Source organism: Nonomuraea monospora (assembly GCF_039531895.1).
Taxonomy (GTDB): Bacteria; Actinomycetota; Actinomycetes; order Streptosporangiales; family Streptosporangiaceae; genus Nonomuraea; species Nonomuraea monospora.
On record NZ_BAAAQX010000010.1, the window covers coordinates 113452 to 133047 of the forward strand.

General features: G+C 72.2%; 21 protein-coding genes. 10 read left to right on the forward strand and 11 right to left on the reverse strand.

Going from position 1 to position 19596, the window contains the following annotated elements; translation table 11 throughout:
* Window positions 1-17 precede the first annotated feature (17 nt).
* Window positions 18-824 carry an MBL fold metallo-hydrolase gene (locus ABD331_RS21410; protein ID WP_344477394.1) on the reverse strand — a complete coding sequence of 269 codons (807 nt, stop codon included), beginning with the start codon at window positions 822-824 and terminating at the stop codon, window positions 18-20.
* Between the two features lie 135 nt (window positions 825-959).
* Between ABD331_RS21410 and ABD331_RS21415 the strand changes: the two genes are divergently transcribed.
* Window positions 960-1832: an aldo/keto reductase gene (locus tag ABD331_RS21415; protein WP_344477396.1), complete on the forward strand. Its 873-nt coding sequence runs from the start codon at window positions 960-962 to the stop codon at window positions 1830-1832.
* Between the two features lie 23 nt (window positions 1833-1855).
* Window positions 1856-2485, forward strand: a complete 630-nt coding sequence (locus ABD331_RS21420) for a cysteine hydrolase family protein (protein WP_344477398.1) — start codon at window positions 1856-1858, stop codon at window positions 2483-2485.
* 200 nt (window positions 2486-2685) lie between these two features.
* Here the strand turns inward: ABD331_RS21420 and ABD331_RS21425 are convergent, their stop codons facing one another.
* Together ABD331_RS21425 and ABD331_RS21430 are read right to left on the reverse strand one after the other, a co-directional pair.
* Window positions 2686-3801 carry a MerR family transcriptional regulator gene (locus ABD331_RS21425; RefSeq protein WP_344477400.1) on the reverse strand — a complete coding sequence of 372 codons (1116 nt, stop codon included), beginning with the start codon at window positions 3799-3801 and terminating at the stop codon, window positions 2686-2688.
* A gap of 202 nt (window positions 3802-4003) precedes the next feature.
* Window positions 4004-4984, reverse strand: coding sequence for an AraC-like ligand-binding domain-containing protein (locus ABD331_RS21430; protein ID WP_344477402.1), 981 nt, complete (start codon window positions 4982-4984; stop codon window positions 4004-4006).
* 223 nt (window positions 4985-5207) lie between these two features.
* Here ABD331_RS21430 and ABD331_RS21435 point away from each other — a divergent pair, with 223 nt between their 5' ends.
* The gene (locus tag ABD331_RS21435) at window positions 5208-5726 is read left to right on the forward strand and encodes a DUF418 domain-containing protein (protein ID WP_344477404.1); all 519 of its coding nucleotides are present in this window, start codon (window positions 5208-5210) and stop codon (window positions 5724-5726) included.
* Between the two features lie 141 nt (window positions 5727-5867).
* On the forward strand, window positions 5868-6599 hold the full coding sequence (locus ABD331_RS21440; RefSeq protein WP_344477406.1) for a ZIP family metal transporter: 732 nt from the start codon (window positions 5868-5870) through the stop codon (window positions 6597-6599).
* Window positions 6600-6666: 67 nt separating this feature from the next.
* Here ABD331_RS21440 and ABD331_RS21445 read toward each other — a convergent pair whose 3' ends face one another.
* The 5 genes from ABD331_RS21445 to ABD331_RS21465 form a co-directional block, all read right to left on the reverse strand.
* Window positions 6667-7431: a methyltransferase domain-containing protein gene (locus ABD331_RS21445; protein WP_344477408.1), complete on the reverse strand. Its 765-nt coding sequence runs from the start codon at window positions 7429-7431 to the stop codon at window positions 6667-6669.
* 30 nt (window positions 7432-7461) lie between these two features.
* Window positions 7462-8937 (reverse strand): alpha/beta fold hydrolase, encoded by a 1476-nt coding sequence (locus ABD331_RS21450; protein ID WP_344477410.1) that lies wholly within the window; start codon window positions 8935-8937, stop codon window positions 7462-7464.
* 378 nt (window positions 8938-9315) lie between these two features.
* Window positions 9316-10329, reverse strand: a complete 1014-nt coding sequence (gene dmpG / locus ABD331_RS21455) for a 4-hydroxy-2-oxovalerate aldolase (RefSeq protein WP_344477412.1) — start codon at window positions 10327-10329, stop codon at window positions 9316-9318.
* Complete coding sequence (locus ABD331_RS21460) at window positions 10330-11277, reverse strand: acetaldehyde dehydrogenase (acetylating) (RefSeq protein ID WP_344477414.1); 948 nt, start codon at window positions 11275-11277, stop codon at window positions 10330-10332.
* Window positions 11278-11320: 43 nt separating this feature from the next.
* Window positions 11321-12139: a 2-keto-4-pentenoate hydratase gene (locus tag ABD331_RS21465; RefSeq protein ID WP_344477416.1), complete on the reverse strand. Its 819-nt coding sequence runs from the start codon at window positions 12137-12139 to the stop codon at window positions 11321-11323.
* Window positions 12140-12208: 69 nt separating this feature from the next.
* Here ABD331_RS21465 and ABD331_RS21470 point away from each other — a divergent pair, with 69 nt between their 5' ends.
* Both ABD331_RS21470 and ABD331_RS21475 read left to right on the forward strand, forming a co-directional pair.
* Window positions 12209-12964: an IclR family transcriptional regulator gene (locus ABD331_RS21470; protein WP_344477418.1), complete on the forward strand. Its 756-nt coding sequence runs from the start codon at window positions 12209-12211 to the stop codon at window positions 12962-12964.
* Between the two features lie 82 nt (window positions 12965-13046).
* Complete coding sequence (locus ABD331_RS21475) at window positions 13047-13304, forward strand: hypothetical protein (RefSeq protein WP_344477421.1); 258 nt, start codon at window positions 13047-13049, stop codon at window positions 13302-13304.
* A 53-nt stretch (window positions 13305-13357) separates the two neighbouring features.
* Here the strand turns inward: ABD331_RS21475 and ABD331_RS21480 are convergent, their stop codons facing one another.
* A complete protein-coding gene (locus ABD331_RS21480) occupies window positions 13358-14011 on the reverse strand; it encodes a TetR/AcrR family transcriptional regulator (RefSeq protein ID WP_344477424.1) in 654 nt (217 codons plus the stop codon).
* Between the two features lie 96 nt (window positions 14012-14107).
* Between ABD331_RS21480 and ABD331_RS21485 the strand changes: the two genes are divergently transcribed.
* The gene (locus ABD331_RS21485) at window positions 14108-15358 is read left to right on the forward strand and encodes an FAD-dependent oxidoreductase (RefSeq protein WP_344477427.1); all 1251 of its coding nucleotides are present in this window, start codon (window positions 14108-14110) and stop codon (window positions 15356-15358) included.
* Window positions 15359-15463: 105 nt separating this feature from the next.
* Here the strand turns inward: ABD331_RS21485 and ABD331_RS21490 are convergent, their stop codons facing one another.
* Both ABD331_RS21490 and ABD331_RS21495 read right to left on the reverse strand, forming a co-directional pair.
* Window positions 15464-16222, reverse strand: coding sequence for a DUF4389 domain-containing protein (locus ABD331_RS21490; protein ID WP_344477429.1), 759 nt, complete (start codon window positions 16220-16222; stop codon window positions 15464-15466).
* Window positions 16223-16622: 400 nt separating this feature from the next.
* A complete protein-coding gene (locus tag ABD331_RS21495; protein ID WP_344477431.1) occupies window positions 16623-16808 on the reverse strand; it encodes a hypothetical protein in 186 nt (61 codons plus the stop codon).
* A gap of 161 nt (window positions 16809-16969) precedes the next feature.
* Here ABD331_RS21495 and ABD331_RS21500 point away from each other — a divergent pair, with 161 nt between their 5' ends.
* From ABD331_RS21500 to ABD331_RS21510, 3 genes are read left to right on the forward strand one after another with little or no spacing between them, the layout of a single operon-like run.
* The gene (locus ABD331_RS21500; RefSeq protein ID WP_344477433.1) at window positions 16970-18463 is read left to right on the forward strand and encodes a wax ester/triacylglycerol synthase domain-containing protein; all 1494 of its coding nucleotides are present in this window, start codon (window positions 16970-16972) and stop codon (window positions 18461-18463) included.
* Window positions 18464-18497: 34 nt separating this feature from the next.
* Window positions 18498-19394: an NAD(P)-dependent oxidoreductase gene (locus ABD331_RS21505; protein ID WP_344477435.1), complete on the forward strand. Its 897-nt coding sequence runs from the start codon at window positions 18498-18500 to the stop codon at window positions 19392-19394.
* Window positions 19395-19410: 16 nt separating this feature from the next.
* The gene (locus tag ABD331_RS21510; protein WP_344477437.1) at window positions 19411-19572 is read left to right on the forward strand and encodes a hypothetical protein; all 162 of its coding nucleotides are present in this window, start codon (window positions 19411-19413) and stop codon (window positions 19570-19572) included.
* Window positions 19573-19596: the final 24 nt, after the last annotated feature.

The following is a 19596-nucleotide window of genomic DNA, read 5'->3' on the forward strand; positions in this document are numbered from 1 at the left end:
TCGTAGGCGGCGGCGGGTCAGCGGCGCAGGCGGATCCAGGTGCCGTGTGACGCCGTGCGCAGGCGCGCGGACAGGCCGGCCTCGTCGAAGGCCGTCTCCAGGTCGGTCAGCCCTTCGGAGAAGTGCGCCCACCCGTCGTAGTGCGCCGGGATCACCAGCTCCGCGTCCAGGACGGCCGCGGCGGCAGCGGCCCGCCGGCTGTCCAGGGACAGGGGCCGGCCGCCGAACTTCGCCGGCACCCGCGCCGCCCCCGCGTGCAGCACGGCCACGTCGATGTCGGGCAGCCGCCGGGCGATCTCCGTCACGGTGCGGATCGAGGCGTTGTCCCCGCTGAGGTAGACCGTGGGCAGCCCCTCCCCGGACAGCACGAACCCGGTCACCTCGCAGTTGACGTTGCCGTCGGCGTCGCGCTCGCCGTCCTCAGGCCCGTGCACGGCGGGAACCGCGAGGACGGTGAGCGCTCCGCCCCCGTCACCGCGCGGCACGTCGCGGCTCTCCCACGGCGCGAGGCCGACCGCGGGGCCGCCGAGCCGCTCCGCGGAGCGCGGGCCGGTGAGCACCAGCGGCGCCGCCCCGGCGAAGGCCCGGCCGCGCTCGTCGAGGTTGTCCGCGTGCAGGTCATGGCTGACCAGCACCACGTCCACCGCGCCCAGCGCGTCCTCGGTGACGGCGGGGCCCGCCGTCTTCGTCAGATATCCGTGCGGACCGGCCTCGTCGAACGTCGGGTCACTGACCAGGCGCAGCCCGCCGAGGTCGATGACCGCCGTGGGGCCGCCCAGAACAGTGATCGCACATTCCTGCCGTGCCGGCGTTGTCATGGTCATCGTGATGGTCAGCGTAGCAACGCGTTCCCGGCGCAGCCGTCCGTGGCAGGGACTTTGCCGGACGTTGAGGTAAGGAGGGCGAACCATGGGGCACGCGCGGGATGGGTGACGGGCAAACGGAGAGAGGAAACCCCGATGACTTCTGTGACGGCCGAAGCTTCCGGCCAGTTCGCGATCGAGAACACCCTGCGCGTCAACCGGCTCGGCTACGGCACCATGCAGCTCACCGGCCCCGGCGTGTGGGGGCCTCCGGCCGACCCCGACGAGGCCGTACGGGTGCTGCGCCGCGCGGCGGAGCTCGGCGTGACGCTCTTCGACACCGCCGACTCCTACGGCCCGGCGGTCGCCGAGCCGCTGCTGCGGCGCGCGCTCGCCCCGTACGGCGAGGACGTCGTCATCGCCACCAAGGCGGGGCTCACCCGGCAGGGCCCCGACCAGTGGGCACCCGTCGGCAGGCCCGCCTACCTGCGCCAGCAGTGCGAGATGAGCCTGCGCATCCTCGGCGTGGATCGGATCGCGCTGTTCCAGTTGCACCGCGTCGACCCGGAGGTGCCGCTGGAGGACCAGGTCGGCGAGCTGAAGGCGCTGCGGGACGAGGGGAAGATCGCGCACATCGGCCTGTCGGAGGTGAGCGTCGAGCAGATCGAGCAGGCCCGCGCCGTCGCCCCGATCGCGTCCGTGCAGAACCTGTACAACCTGGCCAACCGCTCGGCCGAGCCGGTGCTCGACCACTGCGAACGCCAGAACATCGCCTTCATCCCGTGGTTCCCGCTGGCCACCGGCGGCCTGGCGCAGCCCGGCGGGCCGATCGCCGTCATCGCCTCCCGCATGTCGGCCACGCCGTCACAGCTCGCGCTCGCGTGGCTGCTCCACCGCTCACCCGTCATGCTGCCCATCCCGGGCACGTCGTCGGTCGAGCATCTGGAGGAGAACGTGGCCGCCGCGGGGCTGCGACTCAGCCAGGACGACTTCGACGAACTGACGGCGGCCGTCACCTCGCGGGCCTGACGATCCCATCGGAGCATCGAACCATGTCCCACGCCTACGATCCCCGCCGCACAGCCGTGCTGCTGGTGGACCCGTACAACGACTTCCTGTCCGAGGGCGGCAAGGTCTGGCCGCGCGTGGCGGCCGTGGCGGAGCAGGTCGGGCTGCTCGATCACCTGCGCGCCGTGGTCGCCGCCGCCCGTGACGCGGGCATCCGGGTGGTGTTCGTCCCGCACCGGCGCTGGGAGCCCGGCGACTACGAGACGTGGGATCATCCCAACCCCACCCAGCGCGGCATCATGGAGCGGCACAGCTTCGCCCGCGGCACCTGGGGCGGGGAGTTCCACCCCGACTTCCAGCCGCGGCCCGGCGACGTCGTGGCCAGGGAGCACTGGGCGCAGAGCGGCTTCGCCAACACCGACCTCGACTTCCAGCTCAAGCAGCACGGCATCAGCCACGTCGTGCTCATCGGGCTGCTCGCGAACACCTGCGTCGAGTCGACCGGGCGGTTCGCCATGGAGCTCGGCTACCACGTCACGCTGGTGCGGGACGCCACGGCGGCGTTCCTGCCCGAGATGCTGCACGCCGCGCACGTACTGAACGGCCCCACCTACGCCCACGCCATCACCACCACCGGCGACCTCACCGCCGCCTTCGCCGCGCCGCACGCCTGAACCAGCCGGGGTCCAGGCGAAGCACGTCGTGACCGGCCACGGCCCAGACGACGCACGCCTGACCGGCCGGGGGCCCAGGCGATGTACGCCTGCGCTGGCCGGGGGTCACGTGCCGCACGCCTGAACCAGCCGGGGCGTCATGCCACGCGCGCCTGAACCAGTCGCGGCTCAAGCAACGCACGGCTGAGCCGGACAGGGGCTCAGGCGACGAGCAGGCGCAGGCCGAGGTCGGCCGCGTCGAGCTCGGCGAGGTCGCGGTTGCGCTCGGCCCACCGCCCCGAGCCGAGGTCGTCGCCCAGGCTGCGCACCGCCCGCCGCTCGGCCTCCCGCCCCACCCTCGCCCACACCGACACGGCCCGCCGCACCCGATCATCCAGGTACGCCTCCGGCCGCCGCCAGTAAGCCTCGAACAGGCCGTCGGCGCAGTCCCACGGAATGGGCACCGCCTCGGCGCGCCCGCCGATCGCGTCGGCCATGCCGGCCAGCGAGGGGAACCCCGACAGGACGCCGGCGAACTCCGGCAGGTAGTCGCGGGTGAGCCAGAACCGGTCCTGCCATCCCGCCTCGTCGGTGTCGAACGTGAGCACCACCACCCGCCTGGCCACCCGCCGCATCTCGCGCAGCCCCGCGATCGGATCGCCCCAGTGGTGGACGGTGGAGACGGCCATCGCGGCGTCGAACGACCCGTCGTCGAACGGCAGGCTCTCCGCCGCGGCGGCCACGCACGGCGCCGCACCGGCGGGCCGCTGCCCCCGCATCACGGCCGACGGCTCCACCGCCGTCACGACGCGATCGGCCGGCTCGTACGAGCCGGTGCCCGCCCCGACGTTCAGCACCGTCCGCGCGTCGCCGAGCGCGTCCCAGATCCGCGTGGCGAAGCGCGGCTCGGTGCGCCGTGTCGCCGTGTAGGCGTCGCCGATCGCGTCGTACAGCCGTGCGCCGAGCATCCCCAGTTGCTCCTCCGGTGTCACTTTCAGCCCTTTCGCTCGTGCCGCGAGTTCCCTGTCGATGGCCGCCACCATGGCGTCGGCGCGGTCGCGTCGCTCCAGCAGCAGGCCGCGCAGCCGGCGCAGGTGCGCGACCGCGTTGGTGGACGGGTCGCCGACCAGGTCCGCGACCTCGCGCAGCCCGAAGCCCAGCCGCCGGTAGGCCAGCACCTCGCGCAGCCGCTCCACGTCGGCCGGCGCGTAGGCGCGGTAACCGGCCGGGGTGCGCGCTGACGGGCGGACGAGCCCGATGTCGTCGTAATGGTGCAGCGTGCGCACGCTCACGCCCGCCAGCCGGGCCACGTGCCCCACGGTCCAGTGATCCTCCACGGCACCGACTATGCCGCCTGACGCCACGTGAGGGTCAAGTCGCTCCCGGAGGCCGGCGTCCCCGTGGCCGGCCTCCGGGAGCCCCACCTTCCGGCAGGCGCCCCGCCAACAGCCACGATGCTTGCCGCGGACGCCTCTGTCGTTACGGCCGCACGCACAGTTCTTCGGTTTGCGTGCACGGCCCCGCTCCACGCACGATTCTTCAGTCTGCGTGCCCGGCCTCGCTCTGACGGCGGAACTGCCGCGGTGACAGGCCGTAGACGGTGCGGAAGACCTCGCTGAAGTGGGCGGCGCTGGTGAACCCCCACCGGGCCGCGATCGCGTGAATCGGGCGGGCGGCCAGCGCGGGGTCGGCGAGGTCACGCCGGCACCGCTCCAGGCGCCGCTCGCGGATGTGACCGGCGACGGTCCGCCCCTCCTGCTGGAACAGCTTGTACAGGTGACGCAGGGAGATGTGGTGGGCGGCGGCGATCACGTCAGGCGTCAGCCGCGGGTCGCCCAGGTGGTTCTGGACGAAGGCGTCGATCTGCGCCACCAGCGCGCGCCGGCGGGCGTGCGGAGGCACCACGGCCTCGGCGTCGAGCGCGTGGCCGAGCACCAGCGTCAGCACGTCGAGGGTGAGGCCGGACAGCCGGGAGGCCTCCGCCGCGGTCAGCTCGGGCATGTGCCGGGCCAGGCGCAGCAGGAACTGTGAGGACAGCGCGCCGATGGCCCGCGTACCGGGGATGCGCGTGGCACTCAGCTCCCGCAACTCCCGCGCGGGGAACGGCAGCAGCGAACGCGGGAAGCGCAGGATCATCACCCGGCTCACCGGGAACCGGGCGGCGTGCTCGACCTGGTAGGGACGCGAGGTGTCGATCAGGACCAGATCCCCGAGTCGCTGATCCGCCCGCCGGCCGTCCTGCGTGATCGTGCTGCCGCCGCGCACGGTGCAGGCCAGCTCGTACAGCTCGGGGTCGGACTGCCGGATCAGCCTGGCCGTGCGGTGCGCCGTGTGCGGCGCGATGGTCACCAGCGCCGCCTGCACGGACCCGAACGCGCTGAACCCGACCCGCGCCCGGAATCCGCTCTCCAGCCGCGGGTCGCAACGCAGGTCGTAGGGCATGGGCAGCTTGGCGTTCACCTCCCGCCAGAAGGCGAACCGCTCTGCCTCCGGGACCTGGTCGGTGCTGACGACGTCCATGACTCCAGTGTCGCGGACCGGCCGCCGGGGACGCCCCGGCTTTTCCCGGCCCTGTTGGCGCCGCCGCGGCGGGGCGGATCGAGCTGGGTGAGCTGGATCAGCGGCTGGGTGAGATCTGCAGGGGGCGGTGGGTCGCGCCGCCTGTGTTCACGTCCTTGTCGGTGTTCGGCGGCGGGGAGGTGGATCTGCGCGACGCCCGTTCGGCGCGTTCGATCGGGGTGCGGTGCGTAGCAGGCCGGGAGCGCCGCGGGTCGTCGTCAGCGGGCTGGCCTTGTTCGGTGGCGTCGGCACGAAGGCCAAGACGCCCGGCCCTCACCCCTCCCACCCCACCGGCCGGGTCCCGGCCCCCGACCTGGCCCGCGGCTTCATGCTCCTGGCCATCGCCCTCGCCCACGCACCCCTGTTCGTCCGCACCCCCGACCGTGGAAACCCCGCGCTCAACGACGTGATCACCGTGTTCCACACCCTCTTCGTCACCAACCACGCCCGCCCGATGTTCGCGTTCCTGTTCGGCTACTCGCTCGGCCGGCGTTCGATGAGCCTCTACCTTCTCCAGTCGGTGGTGTTCGTCGCGGTCTTCTACCCGTACGGGCTCGCGCTCCAGGACGACCTCGGCCTGACCGGCGCCACAACGGTGGCCGTGGGCACCTGGGCGGTGTCCGTCGTCATCGCCGAGCTGTTGCGCCGGGCCGGTCACCGGGGACCCGCCGAGATCCTGCTGCGCCGCCTCGCCTACCGCTAGCCGTACCCGGCCCGCCGGCGTGATCTCGGATCCACCCGGAGCGGCGAGCATAGGGCCGCAAATGCGTCAAGCTAGGACTTGCAGCACCATCGATGGTGTTGCGCGCCCAGCGCGTGTCGAGCGGGACGGTGGCGAAACGTCATGATCGAGGCATTCCTCTGGGGCCTGCTCGCCGCGTCCTCGCTCCTGGCCGGCGCCGCGATCGTGGCGATCCGCCAGCCGGGCACCACCACCCTCGGCCTGGTGATGGGGTTCGGCGCGGGCGTGCTGCTGAGCGCCGTCTCGTTCGAGCTCATCCAGGAGGCCAGCGAGCTGGACGGCGGCGGCGCGGGCACCGCCGTCGGCTTCTTCTCCGGCGCGATCGTCTTCCTGGCCGGCGACCGGATCATCAGCAAGATGGGCTACCGGGACCGCAAGGACATCGCCGGGTCGGCGCAGACGGCGTCGGCGACGGCGATCGTCCTCGGCATCGTGCTCGACGGCATCCCCGAGTCGACGGTGGTCGGGCTCACCCTGCTCAAGTCGGGCACGGTCGGAGTGGCGATCCTGGTGGCGGTGTTCGTCTCCAACGTGCCCGAGTCGGTGGCCGCCACGACAGGGCTGCGCTCGGGCGGGTGGTCGTGGACGGCGGTGTTCACGCTGTGGTCCGGCATCGCGCTGGTGTCCGGGCTCGCCGCCGGGGCCGGGTACGTGCTGCTCGATCAGGCCTCGCCCAACGTCATCGCGACCGTGCTGGCCTTCGCCGGTGGGGCGATTCTGGCGATGTTGTCGACGACGATGATGCCCGAGGCGTACGAACACGCCAATCGTAAGGTGGGGTTCGCGACGACCATCGGGTTCGCGGCGGGGTACTGGATTCACCTGGCTCAGTAGCTTACCAGTGGTCCCAGGCAGGGCAACCCGGGCGGCTCGGTGCGTCACCTCAGCCGCCCGGGAAGGATCAATTCTTACGCGCCGAGACCAGAGCGAACGACAGAAACTCCCCCTGATCGGCTTCCAGCATGGCGATGGTCCCCTCAAGGGAGGACCGGTCCGGAGGGTCGGCGGCGAGGCAAGCCCTGGTCCACAGCAGCCAGTCGTGCCACCCCTCCGGCTGCAGCCGCGCCGAAGTCACGGTGACCAGTTCCGTGATGTCCCATTGAAAGCGCCACCACTCCGCGGTGTGCCAGGCGATGGCCTCCCACCCCACCAGAGCCTTGATATGGGCAGGAATGGCGCCGAGGTCGCGGACCTCGGCGGTCATCGCGGGGGTCGCGATGCCCAGTTGCCCACCGGGTTTGAGGAACCGCGTGATGTAGGCCAGGTAACTATCCGCCGTGCCGAAATACTCGTAGGCGTCGATGCTGACGACGGCGTCGAAAGAGCCGGGCTCGAACGGCAGGGCGTGAGCCTCGGCGTTGACCGCCGTCACCTGCTGCGAAACTCCGGCACCGGCGAACACCTCCTCAGCGACCTCCGCCTCGATCCACAGATCGGCGGCCACCACCTCCACGCCGAACTCCCTGGCCAGGAACACCGAGGTCGCCCCCTTGCCCGAGCCCAGGTCCAGAACGCGCATCCCCGGCCGCAGATCGAGGTCCCTCGACAGGTCCTCCAGCAGCCACAGCGGATTGGGGCCCATGTCCAGCCCCACCAGCCACGCGGGATCGTAGCCGGAAGAGCGGGGATAGACCGCAGGACGGACGAGCTCATGAACGGCCGACATACTGAATCTCCTCAAAAGGCCTCGGACAGGTCAGTCCTGGGGCTCTTCAGCCGGGCAGCGGAAGCCCCGCGCGGGCACGGTCCGCGAGATCAGGTACTTGTCCATCGCCGCCGTCGTGCAGTCGGTCATGCCGTAGACGCCGTGACCCCACCCCTCGTAGGTGAGCAGCGTGGCCTTGCGGCCGAGCTGGCGGGCCACGTTGGCCGACCACTCGTACGGGGTGTCCGGGTCGTGCAGGGACGTGGCCACCAGCAGCGGAGCCTTACCGGTGTAGCGGAGGCGGTGCTGCGGGTTGGTGACGGGGTGGCCCTGGCAGATCGGCATGTCGCCCATCGGCATCGGGTTGTAGCGCATGTTCGGTGCCGCGGCGTTGGAGCCGCGCATCACGTCGGCGTACTCGGCGTAGTCGCGCAGCCCGAGGTCGAAGTCCTGGCAGAGGATGGCCGTCGGCAACTCGGCGACGTCCCCGTTCACGGGGCCGTTGCCGGGAGGGCCCGGCATGTCGTCCGGCACCGGCCCGCCGTCCAGCGCGAGGAGCACCTTCGCCTCCAGCGCCCAGTCGGGCGCCTCGTTCATCACCACGCCCAGCCAGAGGAGGTTGTGGGCGCTCACCGCGCGGCCGGGGACGCCCGGCCAGTACAGCTCGCCGCGCTCCGCCTTGGCGAGCAGGCCCCTCCACAGCGCCCGGATGTCGCGCCCGTGCAGGACGCAGCCGGTGTCCCGGTCGCACCAGGCGATGAACTCGGAGAAGGAGTCCTCGACGGTGGCCGCCTCGCTGACCTGGAAGTCCTTGACGTTCAGGCTGTGGTCCATGTTGCCGTCCAGCACCATGGCGCGGATCCGGTTCGGGAACAGCTCGGCGTACATCTGCTGGGCCAGCGTGCCGTAGGAGACGCCGTAGGAGGTGAGCTTGTCCTCGCCGAGTGCGGCGCGGATGGCGTCCATGTCACGGGCCACGTTGACCGAGTCGACGTGGTCGTACAGGGGGCCGGTCTTCTCCCGGCAGTCCGCGCGCAGCTTCTGGTCGAAGGCGACCCACTGGTCGAAGTCGGCCTGGCTGGTCATGACCGGGCTCGGCATCTGGTTGTAGACCGAGGCCGAGCAGGCGATCGAGCCGCTGCGGGCGACGCCGCGGGGGTCGTAGCCGACGATGTCGAAGCGCCGCTGGATCTCGGGGCTGAAGCCCGACGGGCGCAGGATGTCGTTGACCCCGGAGTTGCCGGGGCCGCCCGGGTTGGTCAGCAGGGACCCGATCCTGGCCTTGGGGTCGGTGGCCTTGCGCCGGGCGAGGGCCAGGTCGACGGCCGGCCCGTCCGGCTTGGACCAGTCGATGGGCACCGCCAGCGTGGCGCACTCCACGCTGGGCTCCTCCTCGCACGGCTCCCACGCGATGCCGAACTCTCCGACGGCTTCCGCGGCTGCCCCTCCGGTGGCCGCCGTCCGTCCCAGCTCGGTCACCGTGGCGGTGGAGAGGACGGCCAGCGCCACGAAGGTGGTGGCGAACATGGAAGGTCGTGTTCGCACATATCTCCAATCGTCGTTCGTCCAGGCGTGCCTGTCGTTGACACGGCCTTGACTGGTGTCGACCACGCAGCATAGCCAGGCATAACGGGACAAACCTTGAGAAGCGTCGAAAACGGGTCGTTCTTCTACGGGGGGTTATTGCATGATCACTTCTCGGGGGGCCGGTCCCGTTCGGGTGAGCCGATGATGTCCAGCTCGGTAGGTGCGTGCCAGTGAGACCTTTGGCCGCGCTTGAACCTTAGACCGCGCCCGGCATGTCCAAGGAGCTGCTGCAGGGTCATCTGGATCTCTCGCGCGAGCGAGGCCGACATCGCGGTGGCCGTCCGGGTGCCGGCGGGCCGGGCTCCATGGTGGCGGTGCTCAGGCGGCCCCGGCGGCCAGCGTGAGCGCGATGTCGACGATCATGTCCTCCTGGCCGCCCACCAGCCGCCGCCGTCCGCACTCCATGAGGATGTCGCGGACGTCGAGGCCGTACCGCGCGGCGGCGGCCTCGGCGTGGCGCAGGAAGGAGGAGTAGACGCCGGCGTACCCCAGCGTGAGGGTCTCCCGGTCCACCCGCACCGGACGGTCCTGCAGCGGCCGGACGAGGTCGTCCGCCGCGTCCTGGAGCTGGAACAGGTCGCACCGGTGCTCGAAGCCCGACAGGTCCGCGACCGCGATGAACGCCTCCAGCGGGCAGTTCCCGGCCCCCGCGCCGTGCCCGGCCAGCGACGCGTCCACGCGGTACACGCCGTTCTCGACCGCGACGACGGAGTTGGCGACCGACAGCGACAGGTTCTCGTGGGCGTGGATGCCGATCTCGGTCCCCGGGTCGAGGACGTCACGGTACGCGCGGACCCGCGCGGCCACATCGTTCATCGTGAGCCTGCCGCCGGAGTCGGTGACGTACACGCAGTGCGCGCCGTACGACTCCATCAGCTTCGCCTGCCTGGCCAGCTCCTCCGGCGGCGCCATGTGCGACAGCATCAGGAACCCGGCCACGTCCATGCCGATCTCGCGCGCCGCGGCGATGTGCTGCGCGGAGATGTCCGCCTCGGTGCAGTGCGTGGCGACCCGGACGGAGCGCACCCCCAGGTCGTAGGCGCGCTTCAGCTCGTGGACGGTGCCGACACCCGGCAGCAGGAGCGTGGTGAGACGGGCGTTCACCAGCACCGACGCCGCGGCCTCGATCCAGTCCCAGTCCGTGTGCGAGCCGGGGCCGTAGTTGAGCGACCCGCCGGCCAGGCCGTCGCCGTGCGCGACCTCGATCGCGTCCACGCCGGCCCGGTCGAGCGCGGTGACGATCCGCTTGACGTCCTCCACGCCCACGCGATGGCGTACGGCGTGCATGCCGTCCCGTAGCGTGACGTCCTGGACGAAGATCGGGACAGCCATCTAAAGGCCCGCCTTCCGTGCGGCGATGCGCTCCGCGACCCGCAGGCCGGCGGAGGTCATGATGTCGAGGTTGCCGGCGTAGGCCGGGAGGTAGTGGGCGGCGCCCTCGACCTCCAGGAACACCGACACCTGGTGGGTGGGCCTGGCGGCGTCGCCGCCGGCGAGGAGCGTTTCGACCGGCTGGTCCGCGGGGACCTCGGTGATCTGCACCTGCTGCTTGAGCCGGTAGCCGGGGACGTAGGCGGCGACGTCCGCGACCATCTTCTCCACCGATCGGGCGATTTCCTCGCGTACGGCCGGATCCGGGGCCGCGACGAGGCAGAAGACCGTGTCCCGCATGATCAGCGGCGGTTCGGCGGGGTTCAGCACGATGATCGCCTTGCCGCGGCGCGCCCCGCCGACCTGCTCGATGGCGCCCGAGGTGGTCTCGGTGAACTCGTCGATGTTGGCCCGGGTGCCAGGACCGGCCGACTTCGACGCGATGGACGCGACGATCTCGGCGTACTCGACGGTCGTCACCCGGCTGACGGCGGCCACGATCGGGATCGTGGCCTGCCCGCCGCAGGTCACCATGTTGACGTCCGGCGCGTCGAGGTGGTCTTCGAGGTTGACGGCGGGGACGACGTACGGGCCGATCGCCGCCGGGGTCAGGTCGATCAGGCGCTTGCCGAGCGGGAGCAGCTTCGCGGCGTTCGCCTGGTGCGCCTTGGCCGAGGTCGCGTCGAAGACGATCTCGATCTCGGCGAAGCCGGGCAGGCCGATGAGGCCGTCCACGCCCTCGTGCGTCGTCGGGACGCCGAGGCGGGCGGCGCGGGCCAGGCCGTCCGACTGGGGGTCGATGCCGACCATGGCGCCCATCTCCAGGTGCGGCGACCCGCGCAACACCTTGATCATCAGGTCGGTGCCGATGTTGCCCGACCCGATGATCGCGACCTTCGTCCCGCTCATGCCGCTGCTCCTCCGGCGAAACCGGCCATCACCGTCGCCCTGCTCATGCCGTTGCTCCTTCCGCGAAACCGACCGTCACCGTGCCGAGGCCGGACAGGGCCGCGGTGACGGTGTCCCCGGGGGCGACCGGTCGCATCGGGCCGAGCGCGCCGGACAGCACGACCTGCCCCGCCCGCAGCGGCTCGCCGAGGTCACGCGCCATCCGGGCGAGCCACACGACCGCCTCGACCGGGTCGCCCATGCAGGCCGCGCCGGTCCCGGTGGAGACCTCCGCGCCGTTGACGGTCATCGACATCGCCACGTCCACCGGCTCAATCGCGTCGAGCGTGCGGCGCTCCGTCCCGAGCACGTACGCGCCCGACGAGGCGTTGTCGGCGACCGTGTCGCCGAAGCTGATGTCCCACCCGGCGATCCGGCTGCCGCAGACCTCCAGCGCGGCGACGGCGTACGCGATCGCGTCCCGCACCTGCGCGGTGTCGAGCGGTCCTTCGGCCAGGTCGGAACGGAGCACGAAGGCGATCTCCGCCTCGGCCCGCGGCTGGAGCACCCGCCCGGCGGGGATCACGTCCCCGTCGGCGTACGCCATGTCGTCGAACAGGATGCCGAAGTCGGGCTGGTCGACGCCGAGCTGCCGCTGCACCGCCTCCGACGTCAGCCCGATCTTGCGGCCGGCGATCCGCGCCCCGGCGGCGACGCGGGCTTCGGTGAGCGCGGCCTGCACGGCGTACGCGGCGGCCAGGTCGTCCCGGCCGATCAGGTCCCGCACGGGGGCGCAGGGCACGCCCGACGCCGCCGCCTGCGTGAGCCGCTCGAACGCGGCGACCACCTCGGGCCGCCTCGTGGCGGCGATGGTTTCATTCACACGCCCACTGTGCAGGCCCGATACGGACGCCGACCACCACATCGTCTCGCTCACCGATACGCTGTGCGGGTGACAGCGGACCTGGGCACCGTGCTGGGCAAGGCGGTGACGATCCTGCGCGCCTTCCGGCCGGACGACCGCGTCGTCAGCCTCGCCGAGCTGGTGCGGCGCACCGGCCTGCACAAGGCCACCGTGCACCGGCTCTGCGGCGAGCTCGTCACCCACCGCCTGCTCGACCGCGCCGGCGGCGGCTACCGCCTCAGCGGCGGCCTCTTCGAGCTCGGCATGCTCGCCTCACTCGAACGCAGCCTCCTCGAAGTCGCGATGCCGTTCCTCCAGGACCTCTACGAACGCACCCACGAAACCGTTCACCTCGGCGTGCGGGACGGCCACGACGTCGTCTACATCGCCAAGATCGGCGGCCACCGCCAGGCCAGAGTGCCCTCACGCACCGGCGGCCGGATGCCGCTGCACTGCACCGCCATCGGCAAGGCCCTGCTCGCCCACGCCGACCCCGCCCTGCGGCGCGAGGTGCTCACCGGGCCACTCGAACGCCGCACCCCCCACACCGTCGTCGCGCCCGGCATCCTGCGCGGCCAGCTCCTGCGCGTCGCCGAGACCGGCGTCGCCTTCGAGACCGAGGAGTCGGCCGCCGGCCTGCTGTGCGTCGCCGCGCCGGTGCTGGGGCGCGGCGACGAGCCGGTCGCGGCGATCAGCGTGGCGGGGCCGATCGGGCGGTTCCGCCCCGAGGGGCATGTGGTCGCGGTACGGGCGGCGGCGGCCGCACTCGGCAGCACGTTGAGCCGGCGCGACCTCCTCCGGTGACCTCTCCTCAAGGAAAGGCGCGGCATGCGACGGTCGGAACATCTGTGGCACACGGCCACGGGCTCGCCACGAATTCAGCGCGGTGTGGGCCGATCGGCTGGAACTCGACGAGCTGGCGCAACGCGTGGGCGCCGACTTCCGGCAGGCCCGCCGCTGCGACAGGGACGGGCTGTCCGGCCCCGGCGACGGGACGGTGATCCGGGCCGACCGGCTGACCGACGACTGGCTGCAGATCATCGAGTTCGGTGGATACGAGTGCAGCGGCGCCGTCCCCGGCGAGCGGTACGGCAACGCCCCGGACGCCCTCGACCCGCTGGCGTCTGCGTCACCTCGGCGTTGACCCTGGTCGGGCGGCTCACCGGCAGGGAGATCGACGAGGCGTGGCTGAGCGGCTCACACCTGCGGCTCACCATCCCGCACCGGCTGTGACGATCCCAGATCCGCGGTGATGAGATCGGCGTCGACAGGGCTGCCCGGCAGCGGGGCGGTGCCGCCGGGACGCAGCCCGTCCAGAAGTGTGGCCAGCAGACGGGCGCGCACGGCGTCGCCGAGGCCGGGTGACACCGAGGGCAGCGGCCGGGTCAGCACGGCGAGGAACATCACCAGGTCGGCGGCGCTGACGTCACCGCGCAGCGCGCCCTCGGCACGGGCGGCGCCGACGAGGGCGTCCAGGGCGGCCAGCAGGCGGGCCCGGGTCTGATGGAAGGCGAGGTCCGGGGTCACGTGGCTGCCGAGGATCGGCAGCATGGCGACGATGCGCCGCTCGACGACCCCTGTGGTGAACGCGGCCAGCGCCTCCCCGGCTGACGGCTCGGTGGCGAGGACGTCGGTGGCGAGCGCGGCCACCTGCGTCATGTTGTCCACGACGACGGCGCCGATGAGGTCGGCGCGGGTCGGGAAGTGGCGGTAGAGGGTGGCGTTGCCGACCCCGGCGCTCGTGGCGATCTGGTCGAGCGGCGCGTCCGGCCCCTGATCGAGAAAGGCGAGATGCGCCGCGCGCAGGATCTGGTCGCGGTTGCGGCGGGCATCGGCACGCAGTTCTCTCATCCGGACGCTCCAACTCTAAACGTGGACAGGCTCCCCGGTTATGTTACTGTGCCTTGTAACCGGGGAAAATCTCCCCACTTATTCCTGGAGGGACGGATGGGATCGATCGAGAGGGCCTCGGTGGCGTGCGTCGTCGCCGGAGGCGGGCCGGCAGGCATGGTGCTCGGCCTCTTACTGGCCAGATCCGGCGTGGACGTGGCGGTGCTGGAGAAGTACCCCGACTTCCTGCGCGACTTCCGCGGCGACACGGTGCACGCCTCCACCCTCAACCTGCTGGACGAACTCGGCCTCGGCGACCGCTTCGCCGCCCTGCCGCAACAGCGCGAGCGCCGACTCGCCATGCGGTTCGACGACGGCGCCGTCTTCGAGGACTTCAGCCGCCTGCCCGGCCGCCACCAGCACATCGCGCTCGTGCCGCAATGGGACTTCCTCAACCTCCTCGCCGAAGCCGCCGCCGCCTCACCGCACTTCCACCTCGCCCAGAACGCCGAGGTCAACGGCCTGCTCCGGAAGAACGGCCAGGTGCGCGGGGTCACCTACACCGACAAGGACACCGGCCGGACGTCCGAGCTGACCGCGCCGCTGGTCGTGGCGGCCGACGGACGGCACTCCACCGTCCGGGACCTGCTCGGGCTGCGGCCCCGCTCCTCCGCCACGCCGCACGACTGCCTGTACGTCCGCATCCCGCGCCTGCCCGGCGACCCCGACGGCACGTTCCTGCGCTTCTCCGCCACCGGCGGCCTCATCATGATCAACCGTGCCGACTACTGGCAGGCCGCCCTGCTCATCGCCAAGGACACGGCGGGGGCCGCCCGGGCCGACGACGGCGCCTGGACCCGCCGCACCATCGCCCGCCTCGCCCCGTACACCAGCGAGCGGATGGCCGCCATCGGCGCGGCCGACATCGCCGTCCTGCAGATCCGCATCGACCGGCTCGACCGCTGGTGGGCGCCGGGCGTGCTGCTCATCGGCGACGCCGCGCACGCCATGTCGCCGATCGCGGGCGTGGGCGTCAACCTGGCCGTCCAGGACGCCGTCGCCGCCGCCCGGATCCTGCTGCCCGCGTTGCGGCGCGGCCGGGTGAGCGCCAAGGACCTGGCCCGAGTGCAGCGCCGCCGCCAGTGGCCGACCGTGCTCACCCAGGCGGCGCAGCGCGCGGCGCAGGAACGTTTCGTGGCCGCCTCCATCGGCGGTGACGGCCCCGCGCCCGCACCCCTGCGACTGCCACTACCGCTGCGGGTCCTGCGGCACTGGCCGGGGTTCCCGCATCTGCTCGGCAGGGCCGTGGGGCTGGGCGTGCGGCCCGAGCGCCTGACCGGGTCGCTGGAGGCGCTGCGCCATGGGTGAGCGAGCCTCACGGTGCCCAGGAAGAGCGGCGCGCCGGCCCTGGAGGCATGCGAACCCGCCCGGCGACGGTGACCTCCTCGCTGGTGAGAGCGTACGTGGACGTGGTCACGCGTTGCGCGCCGGTGCCGATGAACTGGCCGGCGTCCCGCGTCTGGCGTACCGGACCTTGGCCGCAGGTGGGGGAGCGCCCATGCGGGGCAGTTCGTGGCCGCCCTGTTCCAGCCGGAAGGGCGGGTAGGCGTCGGTCATGAGGGTCGCGTAGGCGGCGACCCTGAGCGCCCAGCGGTTCATCCCGATCACGAGGTCGAAGACGCCGCGCGGGTAACGTCCCGTGAAGAGCAGGCAGGCGGCGGCGATGAGCACCAGCAGGCCGATCAGCCCGCCCCAGTCGAACGTGTAGAGCACGCCGCCGCCGTCGGGCAGGTCGCCGCGCCAGGAGATGACGCTGCCGCTGGTGAACAGGCCGACGATCAGGTAGTGCGGGATGGCGAGCAACCACCACTTGACGAGGACGAGGCCGCGGGAGAGCCGTTCCGGATAGTCGATCTCCAGGGTGGCCGGGTAGCCCGGGGCGGGCCCGAGGGTGAACGGCGGGTAGCGGTCGGTGCCCAGGGCGCCGTAGGTGTAGTACGCCACGCGCCAGGTCCAGCGCAGTACGCCGACGTTGAAGTCGAACAGGGCGCGCGGGTACCGGCCGGTGAACAGGATGGCGAAGAACGCGATGACGGTGAGAACGCCGAAGGCGATCCACAGGAAGCCGAGCACGATGTAATGGGGGATCGCCAGGAACCACTTGACGATCCACAGGCCCCGGCTGAGCGGCTCCTCGAGCCGGGCCTCGACCCGTACGGGATAGGTACTCATGGTTCCAGCGCATCACCGGGTCGGGCCGCCGCCTGCGGGCTAAGGTCCTGTCCCGTCCGCTGATGGGCCCTGCCTATACGTGACTTCTTGCCCGGGATGACCCTCATCCTGGTGTCGAGGGCTGAAGGAGAGGAGTCCGGCGATGCGCTGGGACGAGATGTCGAAGAGACAGCGGGGGTGGCTGACGGCGCTGGCCGCCACGGAGGTCCGTCGGCCCCGTCGCCTACTTCATGTGGGGCCGGTGCCGGTCAGCAGCAGGAGGTGGCGGCCGAGCCGGCGCGGATGCTTCAAGGCTCTGGGCGGTCCGATCCGGGTGCGGTTGCTGTCGCTGATGGGCGCGCAGGAGGGGGTGGCGTGCGGGAGGCAGACGGGATGTGCGTGTGCGACCTGACCGGCGCGCTCACCGCGGACGGTCGGTGAGCCCGGTCGGCGTAGTGCGCTGGAGGTTCTCCACGCTGCGGACGAGCGCGAGGTTCGCCGCCGTCAGCGTGCGTACGTGTTCCTCCAGATCGGCGACCCGCTTGCGCAGCGTCATCAGCTCGGCCTCGATGACGGGCCTTTCCATGATCATGCGTCCACCGGTCATGATCGGTTCACCTCCGTAGCAGGTACGCCCTCATCGTTGTCCTCCCGGCTCCGCCACGGACACCGGCGAACGGCCCCGTTCCAAGGGACGAAAGGCACTGCCCGGCTCAGCGCCCCTCGGTGACGCTCGGGAGGAGACCCCTGCGAAGGAGGCGACACGTCATGATCGAGCGCCTGAGCACCGGGGACCTGATGATGATCTGGGCCGAGAAGCCCGGCTCCCCGATGAACATGAACCTCGGCATGGCCGGGGTGGTGGACCAGGACGGGCCGCTGGACGTCGAGCGGTTGCGCGCGCTGGTGAGCGCCCGGCTGCACCGTGGGCCGATGCTGCGCCGCCGCGTCCACCGCACCCGGTTCTGGCAGGGCCCGCCTCTGTGGGTGGACGATCAGCGGTTCGACCTCGCCCGGCACATCGAGCTCGTCCGCTTGCCGCCTGGCGCGGACTTCCTCGACTGGGCGGCGACCCGGATCGCCGAGCCGCTCGACCTCGGCCACGCCCCATGGCGGCTGCTCTGCGTCACCGGCGTCAACGCGGGCACCGGCCTGGACGCGGGCCCCGGCGTGAACGCGGGCCCTGGCCTGGACGCGGGCACCAGCCTGGACGCGGGCGCCGGCTCGAATGCGGGCGCCAGCCTGGACGGGGGCACCGGCCTGGTGGTGGCTCTGCACCACACGCTGGCCGACGGCAAGACCGCGGTGGCGCTGGCCGACGTGCTGCTGAGCGCCGTCTCCCAAGAATCGGGACAGGAGAACGTCCCATGGAAGGCGGCACGACCTCCATCGGCGAGCAGTCTGGTGCGGGACGCGGCGGCGGCGAAGGCCGCCGCCCTGTGGCGAGCGCTCAAGGGAATCCCGCACCTCCCGGCGAAGCTGCGCGTCCTCGCGACGGCGTTCAGGGCCGTCGGCCCGCGGGTGCCGAGCCTGCCGTTCCCCGTCGTCCGCGACGGCGGCCGCCGCCTCGCGACCGCCGCCTGGCCGCTGGCCGACGTCGAACGGGCCGCGCACACGCTGGACGCGACCGTCAACGACATCGCCCTCACCCTCACCACGTTCGGAGTGCGCCGGCTGCTGACCGCGTCAGGCGAGCCGGTCGCCGGGCACACGCTGCGGGTGTCGGTGCCCGTGGCCGCCGCGCCCGGCATGCGCAACGCGGGCGGCAGCGCGCCCCTGATGATCTCGCTGCCGCTGGACGAACCCGACCCGCTCCGGGCGCTGGCCCAGGTGACCGCCCGGACGCGCGCGGCCAAGGCGAGCCGGGCGGACACCCCCTCCTGGCAGCCGCCGAGGCTCGTGATGCGGCTCATGATGAGCTGGGTGCGCCGCCACGGCGCCGAGCGGGTCAACCTGTACGTCACCAACGTGCCCGGCCCGGCCGCGCCGCTCTGGCTGGACGGCGCCCGCCTGACCGCCGTGTACCCGATCGCGCCCATCACGGCTGGGGTGCCGCTGGCCGTGGCCGTGCTGTCGTACGCGGGCACGCTGGTCATGACCGTGACCGCCGCGCCCGAGCTGACCTGCCTGCCGGCCTTCGCCGCCGGCGCCCGCGAGGCGATGACGACACTCGCCGGAGTCCGCGAGGCGGTGACGGCACTCGCCGGCTGCCCCGCATCCGCACCTCGCCGAGGCGGTGCCTCCGAGGGCCGCCGGCCTTGACCTCAAGTAAGGTTGATATTGCAAGATCGCCGCCATGACGGAACTCAAGGCTTACGGCCACCGGATAGCCGTGATCGGCACGGGAGCCATCGGCGGTGCGGTGGCACGCCGCCTGCTCGCCGCCGGTCACGACGTGGTGGTGTGGAACCGCACCGCGAGCCGCACCGCCGAGCTGGTGGACGCCGGCGCCACGCCCGCGGAATCGGTCAGGGAAGCGGCGTCCTCCGCCGCGCTGACCCTCCTCACCCTCACCGACCACACCGCCGTACAGCAGTGCCTGGCCGAGCTGGACGCGGACCTGTCCGGGCGGACGATCATCGCCATGTGCACCGGAACCCCCGGCGAAGCGATACGCGCCGCCCGGAAGGTGGCCGCGCTGGGAGCGTCCTATCTCGACGCGGGCCTCCAGACCTCACCCGAGCTGATCGGCACCGACGCGGCGACCATCCTCTACAGCGGCTCGCGACCGGCGTTCCAGCGTCACCGCGCGGTCCTCGCGCTGCTGAGCACGCCGCGCTTCGTGGGCGAGGCGCCGCAAGCGGCTGCCGTCTGGGATCTCACCCTGTTCGGCCTCTGGTACGACGCCCAGCTCGGCCTGCTGCGAGCCCTCGACGCCGTGCGGGAAGCAGGCGTGGATGTCGCCGAGTTCGCCGACACCGCGGTCAAGCAGCTCGGGCACGTGGTCGCGGCGGCTCCCGCCACGGCCTCGGAGCTGCTGCAGGCCTCCTACCCGGCAGGTCCCGCCACCCTGGCCGAGCACCTCACGGTCGTCCGCCACCTCATCGAGCTGCGGGACGGTCAAGCGCTCGGCGACGGCGGGCTGCCGGCGGTGGCGGCCAGGATCGAAGCGCTCATCGAGCAGGGGCATGCGGGCGCGGGGCTGACCGCCACGATCGCCCCGACGACCGGCGAGGACGGCCTGGCCGGGTGACCTTTGACGCGGCCGCATGCTGAGCGCGCCCCCTGAGGGCCAGGCCCAGTACCTGGTCGTCGCCGGTACGCTCGGCGGCCTGGCGGGTGCGGCCGGGTTGGTCGCGGCCGGCGAGCCGGGCCTGGCGGTGCTGTTCTACTCCTGGCGGGCTTCGACCGGTGCACGGGGAGGGGTGTGACGAGGTCGAAGCCCTGCGGCGATC